The organism is Fusibacter paucivorans (genome assembly GCF_018390735.1).
Lineage (GTDB): Bacteria > Bacillota > Clostridia > Peptostreptococcales > Acidaminobacteraceae > Fusibacter > Fusibacter paucivorans.
In genome coordinates this window covers 39,063-58,802 of record NZ_JAHBCL010000028.1, presented here as the reverse complement: position 1 = coordinate 58,802, position 19,740 = coordinate 39,063, and the positions used below count along the sequence as shown (strand labels likewise).

16 protein-coding genes are annotated in these 19,740 nt (G+C 40.8%); 1 reads left to right on the top strand and 15 read right to left on the bottom strand.

The genetic code is table 11. From position 1 onward, the window contains the following. Positions 1-108: 108 nt before the first annotated feature. The 3 genes from KHM83_RS14925 to KHM83_RS14915 all read right to left on the bottom strand — a co-directional run bounded on the left by KHM83_RS14925 (position 109) and on the right by KHM83_RS14915 (position 5,142). A complete protein-coding gene (locus tag KHM83_RS14925) occupies positions 109-231 on the bottom strand; it encodes a tail fiber protein (protein WP_213237837.1) in 123 nt (40 codons plus the stop codon). Between the two features lie 369 nt (positions 232-600). After that, positions 601-4,326, bottom strand: coding sequence for a helix-turn-helix transcriptional regulator (locus tag KHM83_RS19900; protein WP_213237836.1), 3,726 nt, complete (start codon positions 4,324-4,326; stop codon positions 601-603). A 237-nt stretch (positions 4,327-4,563) separates the two neighbouring features. Next, on the bottom strand, positions 4,564-5,142 hold the full coding sequence (locus KHM83_RS14915) for a hypothetical protein (protein WP_213237835.1): 579 nt from the start codon (positions 5,140-5,142) through the stop codon (positions 4,564-4,566). 158 nt (positions 5,143-5,300) lie between these two features. Between KHM83_RS14915 and KHM83_RS14910 the strand changes: the two genes are divergently transcribed. After that, positions 5,301-5,615 (top strand): LysR substrate-binding domain-containing protein, encoded by a 315-nt coding sequence (locus KHM83_RS14910; protein WP_213237834.1) that lies wholly within the window; start codon positions 5,301-5,303, stop codon positions 5,613-5,615. A 290-nt stretch (positions 5,616-5,905) separates the two neighbouring features. Here KHM83_RS14910 and KHM83_RS14905 read toward each other — a convergent pair whose 3' ends face one another. From KHM83_RS14905 to KHM83_RS14850, 12 genes are all read right to left on the bottom strand, one after another. Further along, the gene (locus KHM83_RS14905; RefSeq protein WP_213237833.1) at positions 5,906-6,736 is read right to left on the bottom strand and encodes a metal ABC transporter permease; all 831 of its coding nucleotides are present in this window, start codon (positions 6,734-6,736) and stop codon (positions 5,906-5,908) included. A 1-nt stretch (position 6,737) separates the two neighbouring features. Further along, positions 6,738-7,526 carry a metal ABC transporter ATP-binding protein gene (locus KHM83_RS14900; RefSeq protein ID WP_213237832.1) on the bottom strand — a complete coding sequence of 263 codons (789 nt, stop codon included), beginning with the start codon at positions 7,524-7,526 and terminating at the stop codon, positions 6,738-6,740. Further along, complete coding sequence (locus KHM83_RS14895) at positions 7,523-8,404, bottom strand: metal ABC transporter solute-binding protein, Zn/Mn family (RefSeq protein WP_246543131.1); 882 nt, start codon at positions 8,402-8,404, stop codon at positions 7,523-7,525. Before KHM83_RS14895 ends, KHM83_RS14900 begins: the two co-directional genes overlap by 4 nt. A gap of 219 nt (positions 8,405-8,623) precedes the next feature. Then, positions 8,624-9,472, bottom strand: coding sequence for an EFR1 family ferrodoxin (locus KHM83_RS14890; RefSeq protein WP_213237831.1), 849 nt, complete (start codon positions 9,470-9,472; stop codon positions 8,624-8,626). A 446-nt stretch (positions 9,473-9,918) separates the two neighbouring features. Further along, complete coding sequence (locus tag KHM83_RS14885; protein ID WP_213237830.1) at positions 9,919-10,488, bottom strand: TetR/AcrR family transcriptional regulator; 570 nt, start codon at positions 10,486-10,488, stop codon at positions 9,919-9,921. A 271-nt stretch (positions 10,489-10,759) separates the two neighbouring features. After that, positions 10,760-12,508: an ABC transporter ATP-binding protein gene (locus KHM83_RS14880; RefSeq protein WP_213237829.1), complete on the bottom strand. Its 1,749-nt coding sequence runs from the start codon at positions 12,506-12,508 to the stop codon at positions 10,760-10,762. Next, positions 12,501-14,315, bottom strand: coding sequence for an ABC transporter ATP-binding protein (locus KHM83_RS14875; protein WP_246543136.1), 1,815 nt, complete (start codon positions 14,313-14,315; stop codon positions 12,501-12,503). Before KHM83_RS14875 ends, KHM83_RS14880 begins: the two co-directional genes overlap by 8 nt. Positions 14,316-14,346: 31 nt before the next feature. After that, complete coding sequence (locus KHM83_RS14870; RefSeq protein ID WP_213237827.1) at positions 14,347-15,726, bottom strand: MATE family efflux transporter; 1,380 nt, start codon at positions 15,724-15,726, stop codon at positions 14,347-14,349. 91 nt (positions 15,727-15,817) lie between these two features. Continuing rightward, positions 15,818-16,438 (bottom strand): TetR/AcrR family transcriptional regulator, encoded by a 621-nt coding sequence (locus KHM83_RS14865; protein WP_213237826.1) that lies wholly within the window; start codon positions 16,436-16,438, stop codon positions 15,818-15,820. A gap of 232 nt (positions 16,439-16,670) precedes the next feature. Beyond that, positions 16,671-18,149: an ABC transporter ATP-binding protein gene (locus tag KHM83_RS14860; RefSeq protein WP_213237825.1), complete on the bottom strand. Its 1,479-nt coding sequence runs from the start codon at positions 18,147-18,149 to the stop codon at positions 16,671-16,673. A 38-nt stretch (positions 18,150-18,187) separates the two neighbouring features. Continuing rightward, the gene (locus tag KHM83_RS14855) at positions 18,188-18,913 is read right to left on the bottom strand and encodes an energy-coupling factor transporter transmembrane component T (RefSeq protein WP_213237824.1); all 726 of its coding nucleotides are present in this window, start codon (positions 18,911-18,913) and stop codon (positions 18,188-18,190) included. Beyond that, a complete protein-coding gene (locus tag KHM83_RS14850; RefSeq protein WP_213237823.1) occupies positions 18,913-19,491 on the bottom strand; it encodes an MptD family putative ECF transporter S component in 579 nt (192 codons plus the stop codon). The genes KHM83_RS14855 and KHM83_RS14850 overlap by 1 nt, the downstream gene beginning before the upstream one ends. Positions 19,492-19,740: the final 249 nt, after the last annotated feature.

Here is a 19,740-nt window from a genome sequence, read left to right as displayed (position 1 = left end):
AATGAACTTGGATCGGAAGCTAAGGTCCTTTTTGTCTCAATTTTGGATTCGATTAATTTTTGCATTACGAATCAAAAATCTGGCTGCTGTAATTGGATTCTGATCCGTTCAGCAAGCCCTAAATAGTGCCATATAATTATTAATTTGAAGCGTTTGTCCATCACAGTTTAACCAGCCATCCGGCACTTTGCCATAACTAAACATTCTTATTTCACCAATGTATTGGCCCATTTTTTTTCTCCTTTCTACGATTGCCATTGCCTATTACTTCAAACATATAGAAAACCGCTGCAAAAAACATGTGCCAAAAGTACTAAATCGCATACATGATGAAAATGACTGGTTTACTGGTATTATACAACAGCAACATCAACAACAGACCCTGACCAGACCGTCACGGTTGTTGAGCCATAGCCGCCTGAGCTAATACATTAAAAACACAAAGCCCCCTAAGTGCTTTTTGAGCAGTTGCTCATGCTTGATGCACACTTAGGGGGCTTTTCCTTTATTAATAACGAATGGTTTGTGTTTCATTTGATACCATACTTGTATCATCTAAATATGGCATTTCTTCGGTCATCTACAAATGGTTAATCTAAATTAATCTGAGATTACACCTATCTCTTTTGCCTTTATGACTGCTTGAATGCGGCTGTCCACACCCAATTTACTATAAATATTGCTCAAATGATTTTTAACGGTTCCCAGAGTTATATAGAGTTTTTGACTGATTTCTGAATTCGATAACCCCGCCACGAGTAACGCCAGCACCTCTTGTTCCCTTCCCGTCAGTATTTGTTTTGAATTGCTTTGAGGCAACGGTTTTGGTGAAGTGTTGCGCTTCACCATATTTTTAAGCATGAGCAAGGATACCATCATATTGATCTGCTTTACAAAATTCGGATCGAAATCATCTTTCAATTTTTCAAAATAGCATAATCCCACGAGTACGCCTTTATGCTTAATCGGTACGCAAACGATATCAATCGCTTCAAAAGACATGATGTATGGGTCAAAGGCGACGATACTGCTAAGTCTATTTTCACTTAAGATAAATGTCTCGCCCGTCCGAGCAGCATAGCGAATAATCTTTCGGGACAAATGACTCACGTGATTAATGCTTACCAACGCTTTATGAATCATAACCGCTTTATCGAGCTTACATTCATATTTCAAATACATCATATCTGATTTTTCCAGTAAAATCGCCGCATATTCGGCTCGACTGTATTGCGACAAGTACTTGAGTAAATGAATAAGACTTTGTTCATCATCCTTTTGTTCCAACTGGACAAGAACTTGTTCATTTGTAAGCCTAATCGCATGTGCTGATTTTTCCAGTGTGGTCAAGCGTTGTTTTTCCCCTTGCTGAAGGCTGACATCTCCTAATAAAAATTCCTTTCGAACCCGTTCGGCAATCTTTTCGGCACCCCATTTGCGAAAATAGTGCACCGCTTCTCTAGCATAAAAGTTTGAACGTTTATGGCCCTTTTCATGGTATCGTGCTGCAAGTAAATTGCTTAAAGCCAGCATATGAATTTGACCATTGCGTTCACTGCTTTCAATCGCCTCATTGTACCATTGATCCAAGCGAGCATCGGGCTGTAAGCACTTTTGATAGGCTGCTTTTGCCAAGCACATCCGCGCATAATGGTTATCTGCATAGTGAACGATCCATTCTTCAAATTCGTCTATCAGTATTTTCATCGTGCTCAGATTTTGCTGTTGCACATTTTCCGGATAGTCCGCATGCACAGCAGCTCTTGTTAAAACGCGGTACAGGAGGAGATCAGGATATAAAACCGTACCGTTCAGCAGTTTATCCGCCGCTTCAATTTGATTTGTTAGATGAATAGCCGCAGAGCAATTGCCTTCAAGATAGAGTCTTTGAAGTTTAAATAGCGCTTTCGTCAGCACTTTTGTTCTGCTCGGCACTGGCTCGATTATAACCGCCTGCTCTTCATCCGCATCTGACAGATCCTTTAATAAACAGTCAAGATGAAGTTCATGGGTTTCACGAATATAATTCAGCGTGATGCGATCCATCCATGTCATTTTTTCCTTAAATTGCGCTATTTCTCTACGCAATGAGGTCAATGGGGTTCCCATCACATACTTTGCATTGAGAAGCCCCGTCACACTATAACCGCAATAAACATAATATCCCGATAACAGTCCCTCATCGATCGAACTCATAGAATCCGCTATTGTATCAGCAAGTGGGGCAGAACGATGCTTTAGAAATGAGCCGCTTAAAAAATGAACAATGGATTTTGTCCATACTGCCGTTGTATTTTCCAGCATATCAAGTGCGATCAGCATCAAGCTTTTACCATTATGATAATCTTTCCAAAAGTTATATTGGATAAAGCTTATACCGGCATAGCCGATTGGCGCATAGTCAGAACGCCCATTAATAGCGGATATTTCTCCAATCTTGAGTAGGATAAAGAGAAAGAGTTTGCTGTCCGTCACATAGGTAACGGGCGCCAGCTTTGTCAATATATTGAGCGTATAGAGTATTCGTGCATCTTCAATTGCTGGCGATCTATGAAGTGTCTCAATCATATCTTTTGAAAAAAGCTGCTTTATGCGCACCGTTTCTGAAGCAAAATCCCTCGTTGTTAAGTCAAAACCCAAATCCTTAAGGACGTCTCGCCCCATTTCAATCACTTCGTGTGATCGACCACTGTGAATGAGCAGATCCATATATTTACACTTTACGTCAATTAACGCCTCATCTGATTGACATGTCATCATCAACTTTTGAAACCGCTTATCTGCCTGCTCGAATTTTTCTAAAAGGAATTCACATTCTCCAAGTTCAAACTGAATCTTTGTCGCCAGATGATCCTCTTCAAAGCGACTGCGAGGCAATAAGGTTTCACTCATCTGAAAGAGTTTTAAAGCATCCTCAATTAACGTAATTTTTTTGACGGCTATGCCTATTTGATAGAGTTCAACAACCCATCTGTTAGGATCTTTAAACAATGTTTTCGGATCTGCTCGCATTATTTGAGACGTCAATGCAAGCTGACCACTATTAAAATCGAAATTCGACCGATCTGCAATGATTTGCTCGGTTATCTCAGTATGTATCTTAGCCCTTTTCGCTCGAGGCAATCCCCGGTATATATGGTCAACAACAATGTCATGCATGAGTATTGATCGCTCGGCATTCTTAACAGCCTCATCGGAATCAACGATCGTTATAAGGCCGTTTTCACACAACCTATGCGTTTTCATACGCATCTCAGCTTCTTCAAGACCAACGATTTTCATCAGAAATGCATCTGAGGCAATCCCATCCAGACAGGCAAGTGTACTCAGCAGGATCCAGTCATCAACATTCAAATGTTCAAGCTTTCTAACCAGCAACGTGCGAACGTCGGGCAACAGCTCACCGCTTTCGATTATTTTAATATTGACAGACCAGCCTTCTCGTTCATCATCATACAGCACCCATTCTTTATCCATAAAAGCCAACAGCATTTCTTTAATAAAAAACGGATTGCCTAAAGTCGCACCATATAGATATCGTCCAAGTTTTTTCTTGTTTTGAATAGACTGTCCCAACACTGCTGATAAAAACATTTCAACATGATGAATACTAAGTGGTTTGATCTCGATTTGATGCTTCGAAAAATCTGAAAAGCACGTTTCCAGCAAATTTAATTGTGCCGTCTCATAAGACCTATTGGTAATGAGCAGTAAGCAATTCGCCTTCTGATAGTTTTGACAAAAATACTCTAGGACATTTAATGAAGCACGGTCTGCCCACTGTAAATCATCAATAAAAATGATCATTGGAAAAAGATAGTCTGAAACAGCTACCATAAAATCAAACAACACTTTTTCAACTTGATTAGCCTGTATCACATAAGCCCTATTCGGCTCAAACTGTGTATTGACGAGGAGTTTCTGTAAATATGGCGTTAATGAAGCAATAAAGGCAATATCTGATCCGACGGTATCGATCAGTGTCTTACGGACCGAATCTAATTGTGCGAGCGGCAGTGTCAGTAATCGTTTCACCATATTCTCAACGACTTCAGAAATTGCTGAAAACGGTTTGCTTTCATGTTTTCTAAATTTGCCGTAAATGCAATTCACATCGCTCATAACCATTGATTTTACAACATTTTCAACAAATGTCGTCTTTCCAATTCCAGCATCACCACTCACAAAGCAAACATCGCCATTCCCTTCTAAGATATGGTCAAAATGCTTCATTAACAATTCCGCTTCAATCGGTCTCTCCAAGACGTATTGCTGTATGTGCTCAATTACTTGCATTTTTACGTCTGAGCTGCTAATTTGTTTCATGTCACAATCTCCAACTGTTCAACTTGGTTTAAAGTATCTGTTACAATAACTTAACATGCTGTTTTGCTTATCATATCATGTTGCCATTTAGATGGGAATGCCCTTACAAGTAATTCATCCATTTTTTCCAGTTATTGAACAAATGGTTAATGTTTATATCAATCAGTAAAAACAGCCTTATACGCTCATTAACATCTCACCGTACACCATCCGCTTCTGCACTGCGAAATTGATCATTTATTGTATACTCCCGCCGCTTAAATCAAACACCGATGAGATATCTCGATCGTCAGCATCAAAAAGAGTTAATTTGTCCAGCATAATCGGCGCCGTTTCGGCATCGTCCGCTACATCTGCATAGACTAAGAAGACCGGTTGGGTAGGTATTTCAAGTTCGACTGTATGGTTAGCATCCAGTACAAATACTGCTTTTGCAATTTCACCAAATGTATTACGCCCCATAAAGAGCAAGTAACGTTCACCATCAATCTCGACAACACCATTTTTAAAATTACCCGTGCCATAAGCCGTATGAACGATTTTATATCGGCCTGCCAAGCTCTTGTTTAAAAGTACGTACCCCAGCGATTCATCAACCGTCATCGGCACGTAAACAGCATTGCCGAGCTTCACCATTAGCCCATCATATATTGTAATCTGCCGAGAAGTCCCCGCACGACTCCCCCGATTGAGCCAATCACTTGTTTTCATATGTAAGTTGTTAAACGCACTATCTATCGGATATTGGAGCTGATAACCCGCATATCCCATCCCGATGACCAAGAATGCCACCAGTACAATCATCCATTTTTTCATCCTGTTTCCTCCTGAATATTTAAGCGGTAATATTTGTTTCGAAATGATGTCTGTGCTTCCATTGCCAACGCCACGCTTTTTCATCCAATTGCATTATAACACAAATAAATGATGCCTCCAGCGATACGGAAAGCATCATTGATCAGGGTGTCCTCTCCATGGAAAAAATCAAGCCTAAAATTGCCTTTGAAGTTGAAGAATGCAATTCGGCAATCGGCTTTGTCTCAAATGGGCTCGGCATCACAATCGTCGCTAAAAATCCATTTTTGACACATAAGAATTGTGCCATTGTTCCTTTTGTCGATAACCCCTATACACTTTCTGTACACATGGTATGGCTTAAAAACAAATTGCTTTCTCCTGCTGCCTGCAAATTCAGAGATTATATGCAAACGCTGGTAGATCATCAATTACCCACAAAGGTTTTTAATGCCGAACAGTCTAATCTAGCAGATATCGTGCTCATGGAATAGCAATGCCATTTGGATTTTGACGTTTATATTCTGACGTTTTCTATTTTGACGTTTTCTATTTTGATCCTAAAAATAACATAAAACCACAAAAATAAACGGCCCCAAGTATTAGCTTTAAATTGCTAACAGCTTGGCGGCCGTTTTTAATGCTTCCTAAAATGCATTTTTTCTTTAAGACTATTATATTGCAATGATTTATAAAAGCACACCCACGAATCGTATAACGTGTTCCTCTCACTTGTCAAGCACTCAATTGGTATGGTGATCAGAAACTTTTATTGACTTTCTTCTTAGCATGATTTTTTTATTCTCATGCTCTTTTTGATGGAAGTCACAATGTAAACCATCATATAAACGCTTGCCGCAAGAATGACAATCACTGCGCCCGAAGCAATATTGATGACATAAGATGCAAATAAGCCCGCTAAACAAAAGACACTGCCAATTATAACAGAAAATATCATCCTAAGTTTTAAACTTTTCGTCAATCGTTCCGCTATGGCAGGGGGTGCTGTAAACAGGGCAAGGACAAGAATAATCCCAACAACCCTTATGAGTACCACAACGGACATTGCAATGAGTATAAAGAGCAGGTATTCGAGCCATGCTGTTTTAATGCCTAAGAGATATGCAAATTCCTCATCAAACATATACGCTTTCCAATAATGAAAGAGTGTCGATATGACGAGTACAACAATCAGTGTGACAACTGCCATCAAGTAAAGATCTGCCCGCGTCACTGACAGAATACTTCCAAATAAATAGGAGGATAAATCCGGTGGATATCCCGGCATTAAAGCAATAAATAAAATCCCCAGTGCCATTCCCAATGACCAAAAGAGACCAATCACAACATCTGATCGCGTACCGCCCTTTCTTTTGATAAAACAGATACCCATTGCTGCCAAAATAGAGATAAAAAAGGCACCAATAATCGGCTCGAAACCAAGATAATAACCTAGACCTACGCCACCATAAGAAGTATGGGCAATACCGCCGCTCATCATCACCAGTTTTTTTTCAACGATGATGACCCCGATGATCCCACATACGATACTGGCAAAAATGCTGGCAATCATTGCATTTTGGATAAATTGATATTGCAATATGGATAGCAGCATTTTATTCACCCTCCTCATGCATTTTTAAGACCCTATGCGGTACACCATGTGCTATGAGATCGATCGGACAGCCATATAAGGCATTTACAACTGCTTCATTCAGCTCTGTTGCACCATGATAGACCAGTTTGCCATTGAGACACGCCAGCGTTTTGACATGGGAAGAAACCGCTGACAGATCATGTGTTACCAAGATAATCGTCATGTGCCGATTGAGTTCATTGAGTAATGAAAAGATCTGATCTCTGGCATTTGCATCGACACTTGCCGTTGGTTCATCGAGCAGCATCAGTTTAGGGTTGACAGCAAGCGCCCTTGCTATTAGCATCTTTTGAAATTCGCCGCCTGACAATTCAGATATCATTCGCTCTTTCAGTTTATAGATCCCAACGGTATGCAACAATTCATCCGCTTTTTCTTTATCGCTTTTCGTGTATCGGTGAAATGGTTTGAAAGCCGCATCTAGCGTTCCCGTCAAAACCACCTCGCGAACGGTAATGGGAAATGTTCTTTCAAGCGTCGTCATTTGAGGAACATAACTAATCAAACGTCCTAGTTTTCCGGGCTTTTTACCATAAACGGTTATATTGCCGGATGCATAGGGGATTAACCCAATGATCGCCTTTAATAAAGTCGTTTTGCCGCCGCCATTTGGACCAATAATCCCTAGGTAGTCCCCCGATTCAACATTGAACGAAACACCTGAAATAACAGGTGTTTCGCTATATTTAACCATTAAGTTTTCAATGCAGACCGCGCTGTTGTGATCCGTGTGATTGAATGCATTCATTGCATTACCTCTGACATGTGTTCAACCATATTTTTCAGATTGTCTATGTAGTTCGCATCAAGCGGTGCCAATTGAACGGTTTCACCACCGATTTCTTCAGCAAATGCCTCTGATTGTTTACTGGAGATTTCAGCTTGATAAAAAATGATTTTGATCTCTTCTTGTTTTGCCAAGTCAACCATTTCTTCCAATCGCTGAGGCGTCGCTTCTTTGCCATCCTGCTCGAGCGCATACATCTGAAGTCCATAGTCATCTGCTAAATAACCAAATGCCGGATGAAACACAATAAATTTTCTATTTTCAATCGTTTTAAGCGTATCTTCAATTTGTTCATCCAACGCCTCTAATTCTGTAATGTATGCATCAGCGTTTGCTTCATACTGTTCTTTATGATCAGGATCTAATACCCCCATTTCACGTGCAATCGCCTGAACCATTACAATCGCTCTTCTAGGTGATAGCCAGATATGAGGGTCTCTTTTACCGGGTGCCAACTCTCTATCGTCGTATGCATTAGAGACTTCATCTTGAAGCTTAACGATTTTCATTCCCTCTATTTCATTTGCTTTGGGAATAATATTCGCTTCTTCTGTGGGAACGCCAATTGTAAAATAAATTTTCGCTTTGCTAAACTGTGTCATTTCTTTTGGCGTTGGCTCATAATTCGCCGGACTGTTCCCTGGCGGAACCATTGCAATTACCTCTACTGTATCACCGCAAACGGCTTCAACAAACGTCTTTTGTGGGATGATGGACACTGCAACAACCTGTTTTTCTTCAGTTTCTGCTGCCGCTTCATTACTGGCGCAGCCTGTCATCATCACGAATGAAGCAATGATTATGAGGACTGCTATACCTAAAAAACTTTTTTTCATCATTATTCTATTCTCCTTATTTCAGCAAAGATATCAAATTTCCATCACATCAAATGCAAATAATTCGCATTTGCAATAATGATTATATTGTACTTTACAGAATTTGTCAAGCTTTCAATGATGTCTATTAGGCACAATAACCGTTATCCCTCAAATGGTGATCAAATTGACGTTCGACTTTAAGTAAATGACCAACGAAAAACAATGATGCAATTGCCTTCATTATAGAAATATTTGACTCTTCATTTGATCAATCGCTTCTTTCGTCGTCTGGTGCATGTTTAGTTTATTTTCCCATGCAGCTGCTATATCATTCGTATGCAAAACGCTGTCAGGGCAATTGGCAATACACCTAAAACAAGCAATGCAGGCTTCTGCATCAGCCTCGCCCTTTAGTGCATTCATTGCATTCGTTGGACAAAGCGTTTCACATAGCATACACATTGTACACGCTTTATCATCACGCGTCGGCAATTGCTTTATTACGTGAAAACGAAACTGCTCTGCTTGATCAAGCTGTTCAGACGTATACTTGACTTTTTCAAAATCACAAACCGCTTTGATGTCACCATCCTTAAATCTTTGCAGTGTTTGAACGGCATAATCTTCGGCCATTTCAAAATCTGACTGATTCGGCCTGCCTTCTGCCGCTTGCCATCCGCTGTAATTAAACGTATGTGCCCCCAGAAACTCTGCTGTCGATACGAGTGTGAAACGACGTTCTGTCAGCAGCTTTTTTATATAATAATGAGCGGGTTCCTTACCAAATCCGCCATACGTGAAGAAGACAGAGCATGGCTTGTCATTGCCCTCTTGGCGCTTAAGCCATTCTCTGCACACACGCGGCGCTCGCAGTGAATAGATCGGAAATCCGAAGAAAACAGCATCGTATTCATCGAGCGCTAACGTTCTATTCCTATCTTCATATGATGTAATGTCATACTTTGTCACTGTCACATCCATACTTTCAATTTTTTGCTGAATCCTGTCTGCAATTTTTTTGGTATTGCCCGTCGCTGAAAAGAAAACCATCAATACATTGTATGCCTTATTACCTCGTACTTTTCCCATTTAACTTTCTCCCTTCTTGAAAACCACATTTATGATTTTCTCTTGATTCATTTTAATGATTGATTAAATCATAATCACTCATTACCGCCACTTTTGAATACGATCGTCAGTATCCTTAACGCGTCACTATTTACACTTTAATTGCAACACATTCATAAAACTTCCCCCTCCTTTCAAATGGCGTGACCATTGGCCTCCATAGCTTGCGCGTACGCTTGAATGACTTGATATGATCCATAATGATAATAAGATGCACTTTATAAATCCAAATACTGAATTCATATTCAATATTAAGTTAAAAAAATATAGCTTCCTCACACAAATGCAATTTTGAAGATAGCGTATAAGCTTATTATACCTATTCCTACATGCATCATCAAGTACCAGCATCATAAGATAGGCCAAAAGACTGCTCCCTCTTAATGCATCATACAGCGATCCACGCTTTACAACGCATTAACACCTTCAAAATAAGCTTTGTTGACTAAACTCAGCATATGCCGTGCCCATTCTTTACTTTTATAATGCCTTGCAATTTCAAGAATGCTTTCTGTAAAATTACTGGCCAATATGTGTATAAATGCACTTTCATAGTCTTGTTGACAACGTTTTGAGAAGCTCGTTTCAATGTGCTGCTCAATAATCTCGACGAGTTCATCTCTTGCATGTTCATGTTTTGTTCCCTTGCTTTTATCCATAAGGATGACAATCCTCTTGTGATCATCAAATAATTTAAGAAGCGCACCTTCTCCTACTTTTTCAAAGTTATCAGAAGGTTTGCCGGTTTCCCGTTCTTCTTCTCTTAAGATGCCCGTGATATCAATCAAAACGGTATCGACGATCTCGTCAAACAAGGCCGCTTTATTTTTGTAGTAAGAATACACTAAACCAACCGGAATACCCGCTTTTAAAGCAATCTCCTTCATGGTGGCACTTAAAAAATCTTTTTCATAGAACGCGACAAGTGCAGCGTCGTAAATTCTTTGCCTTATTTCCTCTTTAAGTACCTGCGCCAATTTAGCCTCCACAATTGAAATAGCATTCATTGAAATAGCATTCGTTTAGATCGTCCATTGTTATTATACCTCTTTTTCAGTGTAAAAACAAAGACTGCCAAAAGCGATGGCACAGGTACCGTAAAAAGAGAGGCTGTTGCGGGATAGCGCTTTACTGGAAAAATCGCATCATTACCTTAACGTAAAGGAGGCGTTGCCCATCTAATCGCTTAGATTTACAACACCCCTTTGAAGACAAATAATCAGCGTTATTGCCACCAACTGAATTAAATTATGCCATTATTTTAGAAACGTCCTGCAACTGCGTCCTGAGCATACCTGCAAAAATGCCATTTTGTCTTTTCAAGTCGCTCGGCGAGCCAATTTCCTTAATCCGACCGTCTTTAATAACAATCACTTTATCAGCGCCTGACACGGTCCGCATGCGATGCGCGATAATCAAAACCGTTTTATTTTTTACCAATTCGCTGAGCGCACTTTGTATCTTGCTCTCGTTCTCTGCATCTAATGAGGCTGTTGCTTCATCAAGCAGAATAATCGGCGCATCTTTCAGCATCGCTCTTGCAATTGAAATCCTTTGTCTTTCGCCGCCTGAAAGCCGTTCGCCATTTTCACCAATCAGCGTATTGTATCCATCCGGCAATTTATTGATAAACTCATCACATCTTGCTAATCTGGCAGCTTCTTTGACCGCTTCGTCAGTTGCATCTTTTTTACCCAGTCGTATGTTTTCCATGACACTGGTATTAAATAGCGTTACATCCTGAAAAACAATAGAATAATACTGCATCAGCGTTTCAGGATCGATGCCTGCAATATCTTCTCCACCAAGTGTTATTTTACCTCTGTCAATGTCCCAAAATCTTGCTGCTAACTTCGCAACTGTCGATTTCCCACCGCCTGACGGTCCTACCAGCGCTGTCACTTCACCTTGCTTTGCTGTAAAGCTTACCTTATTTAATGTTTGGATTCCATCAATATATGAAAAATCCACATTTTTAAACACGATATCATAATGTTTTGGTGAAAATTCTGTTCGTCCTTCTTGACGAGGCATGTTATCCATTTCTTTCATCCGATTAATCCGAACATTCAAAAATAGCAGCAGGGCTAAATTATCGACGATCTCCATGATCGGATTATAAACTCTCGCCGTAATTACAAGGAACACTAAATATGCAAAGACACTAACTTCGCCTCTAATCAGAAGGGCGCCTCCAACCAACATAACACTTGGCAGACCGAGTTTTAAAATGGTATAAGCAAAATTGACGAAAGCGCCGAGCAGCAGTTCTGATTTAATGAGATAAGCCTCATAGCTGTCCAACTTATCGTCTAAAATTTGACGATAATCATCTTCCCTGTTGTAAGATTTAATCTCATGAACTGAATCGAGTGTTTCCTGAATATTATCCGATATATCGCGCTTAATATCGTAAACCTCTTTATGCGTCTTGTTCTGAAACTTCCTTGAGAGATAAAAGACTAAAAACGCTACCGGCACCACCCAAAAAACAGCAAGCGCTAAGCGCCAATTGTAAATAAACATCATCACTGCCATCATCACCAGTGTTATACCCGCCGCGAAAATTTGGGGCACTGCATGTGAGAACAGTTGTTCAATCTGAGTCGCATCTTCCATAATCGTCGCGCTTAAGTCAGCAATATCCTTTTTTCCGAAAAACGCTAATGGCAATTTTCTTAATGTTTCTGCCAGACTAATGCGTCGTTTAGCACTTTCTTCATAAATTCTCGTGTAAGTTGAATCATACTGAAAATACGCGATGACAAACATCACCACTAACGAAGCAACACTCATCACTGCGTAATAACTGATCGATCCTATTGCACTTGCCGAATCATTCAGCATCACACGCATACTTTGATCCAAAAACTGAAATCCGAAGATCATCGGCAGCATAAAACTGATGTTCATAATCGTTGATAATATAATGGCATTCATTAAGTTTTTAGCGCCTTTTTCCGACATGGCAAAAGCGTTTTGAAAATAATTAAGCATATTGTACCTCCTCGCGCACGACATCTTCCACAGCACTGTCAACATGCCCGATTTTCCATGCTACCGATTGTCGATACTCATACCACATCCTGCTGTATAGACCATTTTCAGCAACTAATGCGTCATGTGTTCCCTGCTCGACAATCCTTCCTTCGTCAATGACCAATATCCGATCTACGTTTTTTACACTGGTCAAACGGTGTGCGATCATTAATGTGGTTTTGCCTTTGCTTAATTCATGCAGCGCTTTCTGAATCAAATGCTCATTTTCCGGATCGGCAAAAGCCGTCGCTTCATCGAGCAGCACAATTGGCGCATCTTTTACAATAGCTCTCGCCAGTGCGATCCTCTGCTGCTCACCACCTGAAAGATAAGTGCCTTTTGAACCGATGACCGTTTCTAATCCGTTCTTTTGCGCATCAATGATTGTTCTGGACTGTGAAAGATCAACGGCTTTTTGTACCGCTTCTTCGGTGACGCCTTCTTTACCAAATACAATATTTTCTCTCAGAGTTCCCTTATATAGATGTGTATTTTGGAAGACAAAGGAAATCTGATTCATTAAGTCTTTCTTGCTTATTGCTTTAACATTCACACCCCCAAGAAGCACTTCGCCTCTATCGACATCAAAAAATCGGGCCGCTAATCTGGCGATTGTCGTCTTGCCGCCGCCTGATGCTCCTACAAGTGCAACGGTCTCACCCTCCTTTAATTTAAAGCTGATGCCGTCAACGGCATTTTTATCCGCGCCGTTATAAGCAAAAGCAACATTCCGAAACTCAACGGTATGACTGGTTACAGACATTGGCGATGACGGGTAAACCATTTCGGGATATTCGAACAGATTGTCAATACGATCAATTGCCTGTTTGGCAATCATGCTATTCTGTTGAAAATACATGGACTTCATCAACAGCATCGTGAAAATTGGCGAGATCATTAAATAAAAAATATAATCGGCCAATATCAAGGCAATATTGCCGCCGCTGCCAATTAAAAGAATGCCCATCGGAATTAGGAAAAATGCCGCTGATTGCATAATAATGGTGTAAAAGGACATCGGTGATCGCCATAATAAGGTATACGCATGCACCATTTCCTTATAATGCATAATGCTGTTATAAAACTTTCTGAATGAATAAATGGATTGTCCGAACGTTTTAACAACCGGAATCCCTCTCACATACTCAACCGATTCGGAACTCATTTCTTCTAATGCATCATAATACTGTTTCTGAAAATCTTGTCCCTTGCTGTTCATCATAAACTTCATCGTAATAAAACCTAAAATAATTGGTACTAATGAAGCTACGCCCAATCGCCAATTCATCGTAAAAATCAAGACGAGTAGTATGACCGGCGACAGCACCGTTCCAGCCATATCCGGCAATTGGTGGGCTAAAAAACTATGCGTGGTACCGGCGCTGTCATTGACAATTTTACGAAGCTTCCCGCTGGCATGTTGATCAAAAAAGCCAAGAGGCATATTCATAATCTTTGCCATCCCCACTTTTTGCAATCCCACTTCAACTCTAAATGCCGCTAAGTGGGAACACATCAATGCTAAAAAGTAGACAACAACGCCTGCAATTGCACTCCCAAACGCCAACCATGCATAGAGTCCAATATTGGTGAGCTCGTTTGCCGCAGGATTCAACAATATTTGTCTTGCAATATACCACACCATGACATATGGTATCATATTTAATACCGCAGACGAACCCGACAGTATAAGAGCCAATGGCAATAAAGCCTTTTTATTCCCCATATAAGGGATGAAACGTTTTAAAATTGATTTTTCTTTCATTTTCTTCACAATCCCTCCAAAAATAATTTTCTTATGCTTTTACATTATTCACTGCGGCAGTCACCTTGCCTCGCCTCAATCTGCCAAACTCTTTCGTAACAAGATAGACCACCCACAGTGTCATTGTTGTATCAATCAGACAGGAACCAAGATAAACCCATCGAACACCGTAAAACCTTGGCAAAATCAGCATCACCGGAACATAGAAGACCAGTTGTCTGGCAATCCCCATCATTGTCGCCGGCTTACTATTATTAATCGCCGGAAAAAATGTCATTGCCATAAAAATAACCGGCATAATCGGCAGCAATGCCATAAATATTCTAAAATTGCCTAAATCCCAAGCTGTAAAGGCTTTTGCAGGCAACATCAAGTTTAGGACAAATTCAGGCATTGTCATGCCAACTAACCAGAACGGCAGCATCAACGCTGTCGCCGCTACAGCAAACACCTTGAAAGCACTGATAACCCGCTCATACTGCCTTGCACCAAAATTAATGCCAATGGCCGGCTGTAATGCACGCATCAATCCAAAAATCGGGGTTAGCATAAACGTGAACAATCTGTAGACAATCCCATAAAATGCCACATCTGCCGTTGTCCCAAACTTTGTAAGCGCATTCATAACGACAACTGCCTGTATCAATGTCATTACCGTCATAATGAAAGACGGCATGCCCATGGATAGAATATCTTTCGTGATCTTCTGATCACGTCTAAAGCTAAAAACCTTCGCATCAAATGAAGCGCGTCCGCTTTTAAAATAGATAAATGCCGAAAGCGTATAGACGACCATACCAATATTGGTGCCAATCGCCGCCCCTACAACGCCCATATCCATCAGCACAATTAAAATATAATTGATAATTACATTGACGATAAGCCCGGAAGCCATCATCACAGCGGCTGATTTCATCTTTCCTTCAGCGCGAACGACCATATTGCCCGCGAGCCCTGCAATCCAAAAAATCGCTCCAATCTGCGTCACTCTGAAATATGAAACGCCAAATGCCAATGCGTCACCGGAACCGCCCATCATCCTAACCAAGACGCCTGCAAACGCGTAGCCAATAACAGAAAACACCAATCCGATCACGACATTCAAATAGTTCACATTCCCGAGTACTTTCTTTTGCGTATCGTGGTCTCCGGCGCCAATTGCAATACTGAGTGCTGAACCGGCGCCAACACCAATCAGCGACCCAAAACCCAAAGCAATTTGCGTCAGCGGATACGCTAGTGATATCCCCGCAAGTGCCGTCTCACCTACAAACCGACCGACAAACAAGGCATCAAACACGGTATTCATGCCATAGAGCACCATTGCTAAAACCGCCGGCCAAGACAGCCGCCACATGACTTGCCACATATTGCCTTCGAGGATCATTTGTTTTTTACTCGTCTGCTCCATTTCTTATCCCTCCCTAAATCATTATTACGATCATTTTTGACACATCTTCACCAACATAAAGCGCATGATTTCATTAAACCTTCTTTTTAGATCAAATCTCGGAATCCTTTAGTTGGTTTGCCTTTGACAGCGCATCTCTTAGCAATGGCCTGAAAAACTGTCTGAAAGTTTCTTCCCTATTGATAAACAGCGTTTTATCCTCGAAGAGATTTTGTCCCATCAACAGTATATTTACCATCCGGCTAATAAGCCGCAGCGGTTCATTTTCACCGCACATGTCTCTTTTGGTCACGTTTGACAGCTTTTTAAAAAAATCATTTTCCAGCCTATTAAACGCTTCTCTAATAGCCGAATCATACATCACTTCTGCGCAGAACATCAGGTATAGTTTGCGGCTGTCAGTCGCCACGCTGAACTTTTCAATAATGGCTGAAAGCATAATTTCTAAAGCCACCTCTTGATCTTCTTCTTTCGCGAGCGCTTTAAAATAGTCATTGGTTTCCACAAAGGTGACATTACCCCGATCCATAATGTCAATAAGGATTTCGGAAGTGTTTTTGTAATAATAGTATAGGCCGCCCTTTGACAGTCCCGTTGCTTGGACAATGTCTTCCATCGTTGTGAATCGGTAACCTTTTTTTAGAAAAACGTCTGCGGCAATTTGGCGTATTGCTACCAATCTATCTTCCCTGCTCATACGTTCTTTTATCATTCGCCCTCCCCGCTACCGACGCAAGCGTCGGTTCCTGCAAACAGTAAAAGACGCCAAAGGACGTCTTTCAAGGGTTGATTTAATTGATGTTGATTATCATTCTCATTATAGCATAGCAACTGTACCTGTCAATAGCTTAACAAGACCATTGTCATTGCTCTTCATCTCTCCAACAATTGGCGCATTCAAAAAACGCTCTATAAACACCTTTAACTGGCTCATGCCGTTAAAATCACTCTATAAAATACTTTTTAATTTTCTCGACGCCTTCAGCATCTACTGGATATGAATCAAACACTTGGCCATCTTTGAGATGAATTACGCGATCACAAGTCTTAAAGATCAGTTCTGGATCGTGTGTGATAATCATCGTACACAATGTGTTTTTCTCAGTATCCCGTATCAATTCGCTCATTCGGTTCATATTATCCCAATCTAGACCACTGGTTGGTTCATCATAAATGAGTATGTCCTTTCCGGCCATCATCGCACTTGCAATGGCGACGCGCTGCTTTTGACCGCCTGAGAGCGCCATGGGATGCCTTTCTCTGTGTGCCTCTAGATTTAATGCCTTCAGCAGTTTGTCAACTTTTTCTTTATCGGGCTTTTCAATATTTAAGAGCAATTCTTCCGCTACGCTTTCCGTAAACAATTGCGTATTAACATCTTGCATAACCATAAAACTTCTGGCCGTCAATTCTTTATTTTTTTGAACTTTTCCGTCAATCTCTATCATACCTTTGAACTTTTCAAGACCACAGAGACAATGCGCCAAAGTCGTCTTTCCGGCACCGTTATCACCGATTAAGGCAACTATTTCATGCTGAAACAGTGCCAGTGATTCGATATTTAATATTTCTCTTTTGCCTCGACTGAATGATAAATGCTTTATACAGATGCTCGGTTTTCTTTCGTGATGAATAACCGGCAGCGCTTTCAAAGAATTTAAGTCAAGTGTCCTCAATCCTTTTGACGTTAATGCGTCAAGACTGAGTTTTAGAAAATCCTCTCTGTCGTATACAGACTTAATTTCTCCTTCTTGCATATACACAAAACGATCCGCCACATCTCTCAGGTAATGAAGGCGATGCTCAGCAATAATGACTGTTTTACCCATTTTTTTAAGCGTTTCAATGACGCCTTTCAACTGAATAATAGAACTTTTATCAAGGCTTGATGAAGGCTCATCCATAACAAATACATCCGGATGAGTGGCATAAACGGAACCGCAGGCAATCCTTTGTTTCTCGCCGCCGGACAATTCGAAAATACTCCGATCCATTAAATGTTTCAAATTCAGCTTTTCGACAGCTTCTTCTATTCTCGAGCCAATTTCATTAACCGCCACGCCGAGATTCTCACAGCCAAAGGCCAGCTCACTGGTCGTATCGACATTAAAAAACTGCGTCCTTGGGTTTTGGAAGACCGAGCCAACCTTTTCTGCGGTTTTTGCAATGGCCTGTTGGGACATATTCACCTCTTTCGACAGCACTTCACCTTCCAAACTGCCATGGTAAAAATGAGGAATCAGTCCGTTAATCATCCTGCTTAAGCTCGTTTTGCCACATCCGCTGACACCACACAGAACAAGACACTCGCCCTCTTTTATATGGAGATTGATATTTTTAATGCCCGTGGCCGCTCGGTATTCTTTTTCGCCGACTTCGCTTATTTCTTCATACATAAAACTGGCATTGATAAATTTAATCATTGTTCCCCCTTTCTTCAAAGAAATACATTAAGCAATTACTACATGCCGTCCAGTATTGTAAAAATCATAAAGATCGACGATAGGATCACCACACCATAATCTAAGATCCCAAATCGTATTTGCTTAAAGCATGTCCTTTCTTTAGGCCCGCCCAATCCTCTGGAAATTGATGCCGCTGAAAGGTCGCCGGATATTTTAACGGTCGACATAAGCAGGGGAACAATGACATACTCCAATGTTTTTATCGGTGACAACATGATGGATTGCCAGTCAAATCGTATGCCTCTAAACCGCATTGCATTGCGTATATTCCGCCATTCTTCCCCTAAGGTCGGAAAGAACCGAAACATCACGCTAAAGGGAATAATGATCTTATCCGACAATCCCATTCTTTTAAACGCGGCGACGAACTCACTGACAGTGGTCGTGCGAATCAAGAGAATCGCCGCGCAAATAACTGGCATGTAAAGCCTGGTAACGCGAAATATCGTCAATAAAAGAATGCTTACCGTTCCAGATAATTTAGATATCAACACAACATCAATCGCTAAAAATGCAAAATAAATAACGAAAGCCGTCATCGCCATCCGCGTTTGTTTGCCATTTATGAGTAGGAGAACAATAAAAACGAAAAAAAGATTGCTCGCAAAATAGTTCGTTCCCCCCCACAAGGCAAAATTAGCTGCTAAAAAAAGTAAAGCTTTACTTCTCGGATCCATCCATAAATAAGGGCTATTGGTATAGCCGAAATTGAAATTTTCCATTATACGATGCCCGCTTTTCTAAAATGTTTTTTGAGTATGCGCTCACCGAGCAAAGCGCCAAAGAAGGCGGCTACAATCGTTCCACCCATTAAAGGGAGCAATATCCACGGCGGTAAAAAACGCGCCAGTGCATCGGCGTATTCCGCACCATAATACGCTTCCGTTTTGGCAAAATAGACATCTTTCATCAACACGACACCAAAGTAAGGGCCAACTGTTGTCAAACTATAAATCAAGTAGCTGAGTTTCACTCTTTTCAGCGATTGATATCCTCCATTCAGTAATATCACTTCTGTGACAACGCCCACAATCAGCACCCATATTGAAGCATAGTAGCTCGCTCCCATAAACACAAAAGCCATCAGCACCGACATCACAAAGACAGCCCCCGTCTTGGGTGCACGCATTACGAACAGCATATAAATCGTTGCACATATTAAGGCTACAAAAACTGGCGCAATCGCATAGAGCAGCGGCACCATCCCCAATGCCGTAACAACAGCCATCATCACAATAATATACACTGCTGCGAATATCCCAACGTTTATGAGATCTTTTACATGTAATCTTGAAGTCATTTTTCCCCTCCACATCATTTTCAACGAATCCTGCACCTATGTATTTTTCTTCACTTTTCTGGACACCCTCAAAACTTTTAGTCTTTAAGGCGCTATTTTCGCATAGGCGCTACTACCATTACAATCAAATTTAGCACTATCCAATTAACGGCATCATTTAAACATTTACGCTGCCTCTCATCACGCTCCTTTACCGTTTGTTATTTTTTAAATTAGCACTAGCATCTCTATTATAGTAATCGTTAAGAT

Excerpts from the sequence above, each read along its gene's own strand:
- KHM83_RS14925 (WP_213237837.1), bottom strand. The coding sequence starts at position 231 with ATGGGCCAATACATTGGTGAAATAAGAATGTTTAGTTATGGCAAAGTG.
- KHM83_RS19900 (WP_213237836.1), bottom strand. The coding sequence starts at position 4,326 with ATGAAACAAATTAGCAGCTCAGACGTAAAAATGCAAGTAATTGAGCAC.
- KHM83_RS14915 (WP_213237835.1), bottom strand. The coding sequence starts at position 5,142 with ATGAAAAAATGGATGATTGTACTGGTGGCATTCTTGGTCATCGGGATG.
- KHM83_RS14910 (WP_213237834.1), top strand. The coding sequence starts at position 5,301 with ATGGAAAAAATCAAGCCTAAAATTGCCTTTGAAGTTGAAGAATGCAAT.
- KHM83_RS14905 (WP_213237833.1), bottom strand. The coding sequence starts at position 6,736 with ATGCTGCTATCCATATTGCAATATCAATTTATCCAAAATGCAATGATT.
- KHM83_RS14900 (WP_213237832.1), bottom strand. The coding sequence starts at position 7,526 with ATGAATGCATTCAATCACACGGATCACAACAGCGCGGTCTGCATTGAA.
- KHM83_RS14895 (WP_246543131.1), bottom strand. The coding sequence starts at position 8,404 with ATGATGAAAAAAAGTTTTTTAGGTATAGCAGTCCTCATAATCATTGCT.
- KHM83_RS14890 (WP_213237831.1), bottom strand. The coding sequence starts at position 9,472 with ATGGGAAAAGTACGAGGTAATAAGGCATACAATGTATTGATGGTTTTC.
- KHM83_RS14880 (WP_213237829.1), bottom strand. The coding sequence starts at position 12,508 with ATGCTTAATTATTTTCAAAACGCTTTTGCCATGTCGGAAAAAGGCGCT.
- KHM83_RS14875 (WP_246543136.1), bottom strand. The coding sequence starts at position 14,315 with ATGAAAGAAAAATCAATTTTAAAACGTTTCATCCCTTATATGGGGAAT.
- KHM83_RS14870 (WP_213237827.1), bottom strand. The coding sequence starts at position 15,726 with ATGGAGCAGACGAGTAAAAAACAAATGATCCTCGAAGGCAATATGTGG.
- KHM83_RS14865 (WP_213237826.1), bottom strand. The coding sequence starts at position 16,438 with ATGATAAAAGAACGTATGAGCAGGGAAGATAGATTGGTAGCAATACGC.
- KHM83_RS14860 (WP_213237825.1), bottom strand. The coding sequence starts at position 18,149 with ATGATTAAATTTATCAATGCCAGTTTTATGTATGAAGAAATAAGCGAA.
- KHM83_RS14855 (WP_213237824.1), bottom strand. The coding sequence starts at position 18,913 with ATGGAAAATTTCAATTTCGGCTATACCAATAGCCCTTATTTATGGATG.
- KHM83_RS14850 (WP_213237823.1), bottom strand. The coding sequence starts at position 19,491 with ATGACTTCAAGATTACATGTAAAAGATCTCATAAACGTTGGGATATTC.